This window comes from Oscillibacter acetigenes (genome assembly GCF_025567605.1).
Classification (GTDB): domain Bacteria; phylum Bacillota; class Clostridia; order Oscillospirales; family Oscillospiraceae; genus Oscillibacter; species Oscillibacter welbionis.
The window spans coordinates 110,251-120,216 of record NZ_JAOQKG010000003.1 but is presented as its reverse complement, the minus strand read 5'-3'; the positions used below and the strand labels follow the sequence as shown (position 1 = coordinate 120,216).

The following is a 9,966-nucleotide window of genomic DNA, read 5'->3' as shown; positions in this document are numbered from 1 at the left end:
CACTGCGGCCCTATCTCAAGCCGGAGCGGCAGGAGAAGGTGGAACGGGCTCTCCAGCTGGCGCGCCTGTTCCACCTGGGCCGGAAATTTCTGGCTGGATGGGAGGGGTGAGACATGTATAACCGCTACATCCGCAACGACCAGGGCACCTACACCCGTATCCCGGAGGAGGAGCCCCGGCATACACAGGGCGGCACCTCCCCTTCCGGTCAGCCGGAACACCCGCCATCCGGCGGCGGGCAGCAGCCTCCCCATTGGGACAGCGCCCCCCCGCCCCGCCCTGATCCTCCCCCCTCCGGCGAGAATGGGCCGGACAGCCTCAGCAGCCTGCTCCGGCATCTGCTGGACCAGTTTCACCTGAGCAGTGTGGATTCCGGGGACCTGCTGCTGTTGGCCATCCTCTTCTTCCTCTTCCGGGAGGGCGCGGATGAAGAGCTGCTGGTGGCCCTGGGCCTGCTGCTGATCTTGTAAATGACAGAAAAAACACGCCGCAAGCATTCTGTGCTTGCGGCGTGTGGCGCAGAAGGAGGGATTTGAACCCTCGCGGCGTTTTTTAGACACCCTACTCCCTTAGCAGGGGAGCCCCTTCGGCCTCTTGGGTACTTCTGCAGATACGATATTCACTGATTAAAGATGTGGCGGAGAGAGTGGGATTCGAACCCACGGACGCTTGCGCGTCGCCGGTTTTCAAGACCGGTTCCTTCAACCGCTCGGACATCTCTCCATCATGGAAAGGCGCCATCCGTCGGACGCCTGATTATTATACTATATCGATTGGCGATTTGTCAACAATCTGCTCCCATTTTTATTTTTTTAATTTTTTTCATTTTAGGGGTTGCATTTCCAGAAACAGTATGCTATTATAACTGAGCTGACTTCGAGCAGCACATTTCCGGGTGTGGCGCAGTTGGTAGCGCGCTTGACTGGGGGTCAAGAGGCCGTGAGTTCAAGTCTCGCCACTCGGACCAATCGAAGCATCCAATTTGGATGCTTCGATTTTTTTTACTTTCACCGACATCTCCCCTGGCTTGTTTGTGACTGGCCGCACACATTGCCCGCTCGGCAATGTGTGCGGCCTTATTGTTCAGAATATACCGGCGGAAACAAACACAGCATCCATGTTGTACAGATTGCGGCGGGCGTCTTCTGATTCGCAGTCCCCCCTGCTCTTCCGCTGCCGACCTAGCTGTCCGGAGATTGCATGCCATGACCGGCCATCTAAAGATTTCCCCATTTTGAAACTTTTTTCGACAAACCGGCGTCTATTAGGTAGAGCAGAACCAAAAGCAACAGATCACATAGGCGCCCGAGGAGGACTCCCATGGTTTATACAAATGATAGAGCCGCAGGCGTACATAGCTCAAAAGGGCGGCGTAGAAAGCGCTCCCGCAGACTGCGCTGGCCTTTGAAGCTTTTCTGCATGTGTCTGGTATTGTCTGCCGTGGTTTTGACTATACGCACAGTGAGATCCTTTTCCGCCCCCATGTCTGCGTTGGAGCCTGCGGAACAACTGGCGGAGCAGCACCCGGAGTCTTCGCTGCAGGAACCCGATGCCCTGCCGCCGGTCGAGCTGAATCCGGCCCCCCAGTCCGGCGCCGTTACTCCGGATGACTGGCAGATCCTGCTGGTGAACCGCTGGAACCCTTTGCCCGATGGATACACGTTTGAACGGACAAAGCTGAAGTATGGCCACTCGGTGGATTCCAGAGCATACCCGGATCTGCAGGAGATGATGGACGACTGCCGGGCAGCGGGATTGGACCCGGTGATCTGCTCGTCCTACCGGACACAGGCCAAGCAGCAGGAGCTGTACGAAAACAAGCTCCAGCGTTTGATAGAAGAGGGATATTCATACGAAAACGCCGTCACGGAGGCTGGAACTGTGGTAGCCGTGCCGGGCACCAGTGAGCACCAGACGGGCCTGGCCCTGGACATTGTAGACGCCTCCTATCAGATTTTGGACCAGGGGCAGGAGGACACCCTGGTCCAGCAGTGGCTGATCGAGCACAGCTGGGAATACGGTTTTGTCCTGCGCTATCCCAACGCCAAAAGCGAGATCACAGGCATTATCTATGAGCCCTGGCACTACCGCTATGTGGGCCGGGAAGCCGCCCGGGAGATGACGGAGCTTGACCTGTGCCTGGAGGAATACGTAGACTGGCTCTCCGCCCAGTGAGCCATCGTATATATGCAAACGACGCCTTGGACAGATACGATGTCCAAGGCGCTGTTTTGTCATGGTTCGTCGTGCTCACTGCCGTCTGGCCGTGCGGTAATCGTCGCCGGGCCGGTAGAAGGGACAGTCCCGTGTGCCGCCACGGAGAAACCGCTCCATTTCGTCCTCGTCCAGGTCCGCTTCGCAGACGTAAGCCGCCAGTTCCTCGTCGTAGTCGTAGTAGACACACTCCTCGCAATTTGCCGACATGCTCTCTCCTCCTCACAGCAGGACGGCGTACAGGCCGTCCACGTCCAGTCTTTCCCGGATCACCAGGGCCTCCAGATCCGCCCGGGCCGACGGCGGCGCAGACCAGCACATCCCGCAGCCGGCGGTGATGCTCCGGGGCACCGGAATCAGCCGCCCCGGCAGCCCCGCCGCCTGGCAGGCCCGCTCCATGGCCATGGCCCCGGTGGTGGTGGCGAAAGTTACCACGAACCGCTCCTCTTTTTTCCGCATGGTCAGACTGCCTCCGCCGCCAGGATACGGACCGCCTCTGCAGCCGCGTCGGTCTCTGCCTCTGTATTGAAATAGGACCAGGAGAACCGCACCGCGCCCTGGTCCTCGGTCCCCAGCGCCCGGTGGAGCCGGGGGGCGCAGTGGGCGCCGGGCCGGGTGGCGATCTCAAACCGCTCCGCCAGCTCGTCCGCCACCTCCGAGGAGTCCAGATCAGCGATATTCAGGGACACGATAGGCGCCCGGAGCTGTACAGCAAAATTCCCATACACTTTTACGCCAGGAATGGTTCTAACGGTTTCATAGAACCGCCGGGCCAGGACGGACTCGTGCATGCGGACTGCGTCCCGACCGGTACGCTTCAGAAACGCCAAAGATGCTCCCAGGCCGGCAATACCATGGCTGTTGAGGGTCCCCGCCTCCAGCCGGGTGGGATAGGCCTCCGGCTGGGTCTCAGAGTAGCTCTGGACGCCGGTGCCGCCCACGGCAAAGGGGCGAATCTCCACCCCCGCTCCCACACAGAGCCCGCCGGTGCCCTGGGGGCCCATCAGGCTTTTGTGGCCGGTGAAGCACACCACGCTGATGTGCTGCCGTTCCATGTCAATGGGAAATACCCCTGCGGTCTGGGAGGCATCCAGAATGAACAGAAGCCTGTGCTTCTGGCAGAAGTTCCCCACCCGCTGGATGTCCATCAGATCCCCCGTCAGGTTGGAGCCGTGGGTGCACACCACTGCCTTTGTATTCGGCCGCAGGAGCCGCTCAAAGTCCTCGTAGTCAATCCGCCCCTGCCGGTCTGCCGGGACGAAGTCCACCGCCCCTCCCTGCGCCCGCAGTCTGTACAGCGGACGCAGAACCGAGTTATGCTCCAGATCTGTGGAGATCACATGGTCCCCCGCCCCCAGCAGGCCGGAGATGGCGATGTTCAGCGCCATGGTGGAATTGGGCGTGAAGGCCACACGGTCCGCCCGGGAACAGCCGAAGAGAGCCGCCAGCGCCTGACGGACGCCGTAGATGCTCCGGGCCGCCTCCAGGGCCTCCGGATGGGTGCCCCGGCCGCTGTTGCCGTAGTCATTCATGGCCGCGGCCACCGCCTCTGCCACACCGGGAGGCTTGGGCCGGGTGGTGGCGGCGTTGTCCAGGTAGATCATGGCTTGATGACCTTCCCGGCATTGGCCAGGGCCTCCACAATGGCGTACATATTCGTGACGCCGCCCACAGCCAGCTTCTCCGCCAGACCGTAAAAGTTCAGGCAGGTGCCGCAGGTGAGGATCTCCACTCCCTGGGCCTCCATATTCCGCAGGTCCTCCAGAGATTCGGAACCCTCCACCGTCAGCTTGGCACCGCCGTTATAGAACAGGACGGTCCTGGGCAGCCGGGGCAGCTGGCTCACGGCAAAAAGGAAGCTCTTCATCAGCAGCTTCCCCAGTTCGTCGCTGCCCCGTCCCATAGTCTCTGAATCCACGGCCACCACCAAGTCGCCCCGGGCGTCCGGAACACAGGTCAGAGCAGGTTCCTCCGCCGGGGCATCTCCCACCGGCTCCGCCACTTCCATGGTCACCACAAACAGGTGCTCTCCCTTCTTCTCCGCCTGGACCGGCAGGTGGTTCCCCGCCGCCATGCGGGTCAGGTTCTGCACCGCGATCTCATTGTCCACCCGGACCTCCAGCGTTCCCGGCTCTCCCAGCTCCCGCAGGGCTTTCGTGGCCTTCACCACCGGAACGGGGCACGGCTCCCCCACAGCGTCCACGATCACAGTTTTCATCTTGTTCTCCTCTCCCCGCCCCTCGGCGGCTGTGTGTTTTATCCGTTCGCCTGCGGCAGGACGGAGGATTTAGAGCCCGTCCCCAGGCGATCTTTCCGGCCGCATACCGCTCGACCACCAGCCTAACGCTGCCCGCGCGCACAGAATCATCATCCGGACCGGCAGGGACAGTTCCGCTGCGGAGCGGTTGCCGCTCCTTCTAGGCGGGACGGCACTCTACGGCCATTGTATCGTCTCTTTCCTGGAAAAGCAAGGGATGTTTTTTGAAAAGAACATCGCTCTGCCTGTCTGTTTGGGAAAATCAAGGACTGTTTTTCCGTTTTTTGGGCAAATTTCTTGACAGAGACATGGATGTGCTCGTAAAATAGGACACATCTATAGCACCGCAAAATTCGACGCGGTAGAGTTTATGAAGATTTGAGGCTGTTGATATGAAGACCCCCTTTGTCACAAAGGACCAGCTGGAGGCCATCGCCGCCCAGTACCCCACCCCGTTCCACATCTATGATGAGCAGGGCATCCGGGAGAATGCCCGCCGCCTGCGGAAGGCATTTGCCTGGAATCCCGGCTACCGGGAGTATTTCGCCGTGAAGGCCGCTCCCACCCCTGCCCTGCTGAAGCTGCTGCACGAGGAGGGCTGCGGCTGCGACTGTTCCTCCATGACGGAGCTGATAATCTCGGAGCGGTGCGGCATCACCGGTGAGAACATCATGTTCTCCTCCAACGATACCCCGGCGGAGGAATTCCAGATGGCGGACCGGCTGGGCGCCATCATCAACCTGGACGATCTGACGCTGGTGGACTATCTGGAGCGGTCCATCGGCCATGTGCCGGAGAAAATCTGCTGCCGCTACAATCCCGGCGGCGTGTTCACCCTGGGCGAGACCCGGGAGGGCTTCCAGGTGATGGACAATCCCGGCGACGCCAAGTACGGCATGACCCGCGCCCAGATCGCGGAGGCATTTACCCGCCTTTCCGCCATGGGCGCCAAGGAGTTCGGCATCCACGCCTTCCTGGCCTCCAACACCCTGTCTAACGACTACTACCCCGCCCTCGCCCGCATTCTCTTCCAGCTGGCAGCGGAGCTGAAGGCGGAGACCGGCGTCCATATCACCTTCATCAACCTCTCCGGCGGCGTGGGGATCCCCTACCGTCCGGAGCAGCCTGCCAATGATATCGCCGTCATCGGCGAGGGAGTCCGCCGGGCCTATGAGGAGGTGCTGGTGCCCGCCGGGATGGGTGACGTGGCCCTGTATACCGAGCTGGGCCGCTTCATGACCGGTCCGTACGGGCATCTGGTCACCCGGGCCATCCACGAAAAGCACATCTATAAGGAGTACATCGGCGTGGATGCCTGTGCCTGCAACCTGATGCGTCCGGCCATGTACGGGTCCTACCACCATATCACCGTGATGGGCAAGGAGGACCAGCTCTGCGACCATAAGTATGACATCGCCGGCAGCCTCTGCGAGAACAATGACAAGTTCGCCGTGGACCGGATGCTGCCCAAGATCGACATGGGGGACCTGCTGGTGATCCACGACACCGGCGCCCACGGCTTCTCCATGGGCTACAACTACAATGGCAAGCTCCGCTCCGCCGAGCTGCTGCTGAAGGAGGACGGCTCCGTGGAGCTGATCCGCCGGGCGGAGACGCCGGAGGACTATTTCCGCACATTGGTCTGGTGAGGAAACCGCCCAGTCCCGCAGCAACGGATCAAAATCAAAAGCGCCACCGCAGGAGCGGTGGCGCTTTTTCTGTTTTTGTCAGGCGGAGGCACCTGTCTGGTCTTCAGCAGTGAAGTAGACGAAGAAAGTCTCGCCGGTGCTCTCCTCCCCGGAGTCATCCACAAACTGCTCCAGATAAGCGATGGAGAAGTCCGTAAAACCGGAGGGTACCTCATAGACCAGTTCGCCGCTGCGCTCCTCGTCCACGGCCATGGGATATGTACCGGGCAGCTGGTTCTCCCCCACCGGCTCCACTTCCGTATAGGTCTCCATGTCTGTGGTGATGGGATAGGCATAGGCGTCATCGCCGTCGTCCCACTGGACCTGGAAATCAGTGTCATACATCTCAATGCTCTGCTCGAAGGTGTTCTTTACGGTGATGTCCGCCACCAGCAGTACGTTCCCCTCCCCAGGGGTACGGCCCGCGTAGTCGCTGGTAAGGTATGCGCTGTTGACTGTGAAATCAAAGAAGTAGGTCTCCATGGTGTCGCCGGTGCGGCCCTCGCTGGAGCCGCTTCCGCCGCAGGCGGTCAGCCCCAGTGCCATCACCACAGCCGCCGCCAATGCAAACAGTCTCTGTTTCATTTCACTCTCTCCCTTGCCAAAAAATAGATCCGGGCCTCCGCCGCCCCCGGCAGAACGCCCCACGACCAATCTCAGTGTACCATGGCGCCCAGCCGGGCGCAACTGCCGTTCAAAAAAATTTTTCTCAGCGCGGGGGCTTCCCTTTGTGCACCTTTATCGGGTGGGGATGATCTCGATCCAGTATCCGTCGGGATCTGTCACAAAATAGATCCCCATGGCAGGATTCTCAAAGCAGATGCAGCCCATGGCGGCATGCTTGGCGTGGGCCGCCTCATAGTCCTCTGCCCGGAGGGCCAGATGGAATTCGCACTCCCCCAGGTCATACTTCTGGGGATGGTCCCGCAGCCATGTCAGCTCCAGGCGGAAGTCCGTTTTTCCATCCCCCAGGTAGACGATGATGAAGCTGCCGTCGGCCGCCGCCTTCCGCTCCCCCACCGGCTCCAGGCCCAGGGCCTCCTTGTAGAACGCAAGAGATTTGTCCAAATCCGCTACATTGAAATTGAAGTGATTGAATGTCAGCATAAGCTCCTCCTGATCGCCGGGGGCCCTCTGCCTCCGGCTTGGTTTGGGTTCAGTATAGCATTTCTGCCCCCTCCGGGGCAAGGCCCTTTCCAAACCCTGCCCGCCGCTTCTTCTTTTTATCCATGTTATACAATTTCCAGAGAAAAATTTGTCGGCTTTTGGCTTGTTTTATAGTTGCCTCCTAAAGTGCACGATGATAAACTTCTAATTGTTAGACAATGCTAACTTTTGAGGAGGAACGTTCCGATGACACTGGACAAGCTGCCCCTGGGGCAGGAGGCCGTCATCACGGCTGTGGGCGGCGAGGGCGCCCTGCGCTGCCGCCTGCTGGATATGGGGCTGATCCCGAAGACCCGCGTGCGGGTGGAGAAGGTCGCACCCCTGGGCGACCCGTTGGAGCTGCGGGTGCGGGGGTACTCCCTGTCCCTGCGGAAGGAGGACGCCGGGAAAATCGAAGTGGAGGTGGCCGGGACATGATTTTCGCACTGGCCGGCAACCAAAACTGCGGCAAGACCACGCTGTTCAACCAGCTCACCGGCTCCAACCAGCACGTGGGCAATTTCCCCGGCGTGACGGTGGATCAGAAGTCTGGCGCCATCCGGGGGGAAAAGGACTGCACGGTGGTCGACCTGCCGGGCATCTACTCCATCCGGCCCTATACGCCGGAGGAGATTGTCACCCGGGATTTCATCCTGAACCAAAAGCCCGACGGCCTCATTAATATCGTGGACGCCACCAATATCGAGCGGAACCTGTACCTGACGCTCCAGCTGATGGAGATGCGTATTCCCATGGTACTGGCCCTAAACATGATGGATGAGGTCACCGCCGGCGGCGGCACCATCGACGTGAAGGGAATGTCCCAGGCATTGGGCATCCCGGTGGTGCCCATCTCCGCTGTGAAAAACCAGGGCGTGGACGAGCTTGTGAAGGTTGCCGTCCAGACTGCCCGGACCAAGACGCTGCCTACGGTGTACGACTTCTGCTCCCCCGGACCGGTCCACCGGTGCATCCACGCGGTGGTCCACCAGATCGAGGATCACGCGGAGGCTGCGGGCCTTCCCGTCCGATTCGCCGCCACCAAGCTCATTGAGGGAGACGAGGACATCGTGACCCGCCTGGCCCTGGACCAGAACGAGCTGGAGCTCATTGAGCACAGCGTCAAGGAGATGGAGGACGAGTGCGGCATGGACCGCAATGCCGCACTGGCGGATATGCGCTACACCTTCATCGAAACCATCTGCTCCGGCACGGTGGTGAAGTGCCGGGAGTCCCGGGAGCGGGCCCGCAGCGAGGCCATCGATCGGGTGGTGACCAACAAATACCTGGCCCTGCCACTGTTCTTCGCCATCATGCTGGGCATCTTCTTCCTGACCTTTGAAGTCATCGGCGCCTTCCTGTCGGATCTGCTGGCCGCGGGGATCGATGCCCTCACCGCGGCGGTGGACAGCGGCCTCGCCGCCTATGGATTGAACCCCGTGGTCCACAGTCTGGTGATCGACGGCGTGTTCGCGGGAGTGGGCAGTGTACTGAGCTTTCTGCCCATCATCGTGGTGCTGTTCTTCTTCCTCTCCATTTTGGAGGACACGGGCTACATGGCCCGTGTGGCCTTCGTCATGGACCAGCTGCTGCGGAAGATCGGTCTCTCCGGCCGGAGCATTGTCCCCATGCTGGTGGGCTTCGGTTGCTCAGTGCCCGCCATCATGTCCACCCGGACACTGGCCTCGGAGCGGGACCGGCGGATGACCATCCTGCTGACGCCCTTCATGAGCTGCTCTGCCAAGATCCCTATCTACGGCGTGTTTTCCGCCGCCTTTTTCCCGAATCATGCCGCCCTGGTGATGATCGGGCTGTACATCCTGGGTATCCTGGTGGGCATCGTGGCGGCCAAGGTGCTGGGCACCACAGTCTACAAGGGCAACCCCGTGCCCTTCGTCATGGAGCTGCCCAACTACCGCTTCCCCTCCGCCAAAAGCGTGTGGCAGCTGTGCTGGGACAAGGCCAAGGATTTTCTGACCCGAGCCTTCACCATCATCTTCGTGGCCACCATCATCGTCTGGTTCCTCCAGACCTTTGACACCCGGCTGAACCTGGTGGATGACAGCGCCGACAGTCTGCTGGCCACCGTGGGTGCCTGGATCGCCCCGCTCTTCGCTCCTCTGGGCTTTGCCGATTGGCGGGTCTCCACTGCCCTCATCACCGGGTTCATCGCAAAGGAGTCCGTCATCTCCACCCTTGGAATCCTTACCGGGTCCGGCGCGGATGTCAGCACCGCCGCCCTGGGGACGCTGTTCACCCCTGTCACTGCCGCCGGGTTCCTTGCCTTCACCCTGCTGTACACCCCCTGCGTAGCCGCCATCTCCGCAGTGAAGCGGGAGCTGGGCTCCGGCTGGAAGGCCGCCGGTGTGGCGTTGAGCCAGTGCGTGATTGCCTGGATGGTGGCCTTCCTGGTCTACCACATCGCGGCGCTGCTGCTGGGATAGAGGAGGCTGCCATGCTGGAAGTTTTGATCCTGGCGGCCCTGGGCATCTGGCTGGCGCTTGCCCTCCGTTCCTGCCTCCGCCGCAGAGGAAAGGGCTGCGGCGGCTGTGATGGCTGCTGTGACCGCTGCGGCGGTGCCTGCCGCAGCGACCGCCGCTGACATACCCCATATTGTCGGTAAAACGGCCCCGGCGGAATGTTCCGCCGGGGCCTTGCTGA

General features: G+C 61.0%; 12 protein-coding genes and 3 tRNA genes. 7 read left to right on the top strand and 8 right to left on the bottom strand.

Features of this window, described 5'->3' with window-relative positions:
• The first annotated feature begins 113 nt into the window (after positions 1-113).
• Positions 114-470, top strand: coding sequence for a hypothetical protein (locus tag OCV80_RS07315; protein WP_119310975.1), 357 nt, complete (start codon positions 114-116; stop codon positions 468-470).
• A gap of 44 nt (positions 471-514) precedes the next feature.
• Here OCV80_RS07315 and OCV80_RS07310 read toward each other — a convergent pair.
• Positions 515-608: transfer RNA gene (locus tag OCV80_RS07310), tRNA-Ser, on the bottom strand.
• A 27-nt stretch (positions 609-635) separates the two neighbouring features.
• A tRNA-Ser gene (locus OCV80_RS07305) sits at positions 636-723 on the bottom strand.
• Between the two features lie 168 nt (positions 724-891).
• Between OCV80_RS07305 and OCV80_RS07300 the strand changes: the two genes are divergently transcribed.
• Positions 892-967, top strand: a tRNA-Pro gene (locus OCV80_RS07300).
• A 452-nt stretch (positions 968-1,419) separates the two neighbouring features.
• Positions 1,420-2,175, top strand: coding sequence for a M15 family metallopeptidase (locus tag OCV80_RS07295; protein ID WP_267288319.1), 756 nt, complete (start codon positions 1,420-1,422; stop codon positions 2,173-2,175).
• A 75-nt stretch (positions 2,176-2,250) separates the two neighbouring features.
• On the opposite strand, the gene OCV80_RS07290 is transcribed toward OCV80_RS07295, so the two are convergent.
• Genes OCV80_RS07290 through yedF form a run of 4 tightly spaced genes read right to left on the bottom strand, consistent with a single transcriptional unit; the run spans position 2,251 to position 4,432 of the window.
• Positions 2,251-2,424, bottom strand: coding sequence for a DUF6472 family protein (locus OCV80_RS07290; protein ID WP_021749945.1), 174 nt, complete (start codon positions 2,422-2,424; stop codon positions 2,251-2,253).
• A gap of 12 nt (positions 2,425-2,436) precedes the next feature.
• On the bottom strand, positions 2,437-2,673 hold the full coding sequence (locus tag OCV80_RS07285; RefSeq protein ID WP_021749944.1) for a DUF3343 domain-containing protein: 237 nt from the start codon (positions 2,671-2,673) through the stop codon (positions 2,437-2,439).
• Positions 2,674-2,675: 2 nt separating this feature from the next.
• Positions 2,676-3,818: an aminotransferase class V-fold PLP-dependent enzyme gene (locus OCV80_RS07280; RefSeq protein WP_021749943.1), complete on the bottom strand. Its 1,143-nt coding sequence runs from the start codon at positions 3,816-3,818 to the stop codon at positions 2,676-2,678.
• Positions 3,815-4,432, bottom strand: a complete 618-nt coding sequence (gene yedF / locus OCV80_RS07275; protein WP_136890637.1) for a sulfurtransferase-like selenium metabolism protein YedF — start codon at positions 4,430-4,432, stop codon at positions 3,815-3,817. The genes OCV80_RS07280 and yedF overlap by 4 nt, the downstream gene beginning before the upstream one ends.
• Before the next feature lie 431 nt (positions 4,433-4,863).
• Here yedF and OCV80_RS07270 point away from each other — a divergent pair, with 431 nt between their 5' ends.
• Entirely contained in the window at positions 4,864-6,120 is a 1,257-nt protein-coding gene (locus OCV80_RS07270) for a diaminopimelate decarboxylase (protein ID WP_136890638.1), read from the top strand.
• A gap of 78 nt (positions 6,121-6,198) precedes the next feature.
• On the opposite strand, the gene OCV80_RS07265 is transcribed toward OCV80_RS07270, so the two are convergent.
• Positions 6,199-6,744 carry a DUF4352 domain-containing protein gene (locus OCV80_RS07265; RefSeq protein ID WP_025544618.1) on the bottom strand — a complete coding sequence of 182 codons (546 nt, stop codon included), beginning with the start codon at positions 6,742-6,744 and terminating at the stop codon, positions 6,199-6,201.
• Between the two features lie 153 nt (positions 6,745-6,897).
• Positions 6,898-7,266, bottom strand: coding sequence for a VOC family protein (locus OCV80_RS07260; protein ID WP_021749938.1), 369 nt, complete (start codon positions 7,264-7,266; stop codon positions 6,898-6,900).
• A gap of 246 nt (positions 7,267-7,512) precedes the next feature.
• On the opposite strand from OCV80_RS07260, the gene OCV80_RS07255 reads away from it, so the two are divergent.
• The 3 genes from OCV80_RS07255 to OCV80_RS07245 are packed head-to-tail and all read left to right on the top strand — an operon-like array spanning position 7,513 to position 9,907.
• Complete coding sequence (locus tag OCV80_RS07255) at positions 7,513-7,743, top strand: FeoA family protein (protein ID WP_021749936.1); 231 nt, start codon at positions 7,513-7,515, stop codon at positions 7,741-7,743.
• Positions 7,740-9,749 carry a ferrous iron transport protein B gene (feoB, locus tag OCV80_RS07250; protein ID WP_021749935.1) on the top strand — a complete coding sequence of 670 codons (2,010 nt, stop codon included), beginning with the start codon at positions 7,740-7,742 and terminating at the stop codon, positions 9,747-9,749. The genes OCV80_RS07255 and feoB overlap by 4 nt, the downstream gene beginning before the upstream one ends.
• Before the next feature lie 11 nt (positions 9,750-9,760).
• Complete coding sequence (locus OCV80_RS07245; RefSeq protein WP_155979329.1) at positions 9,761-9,907, top strand: FeoB-associated Cys-rich membrane protein; 147 nt, start codon at positions 9,761-9,763, stop codon at positions 9,905-9,907.
• Positions 9,908-9,966: the final 59 nt, after the last annotated feature.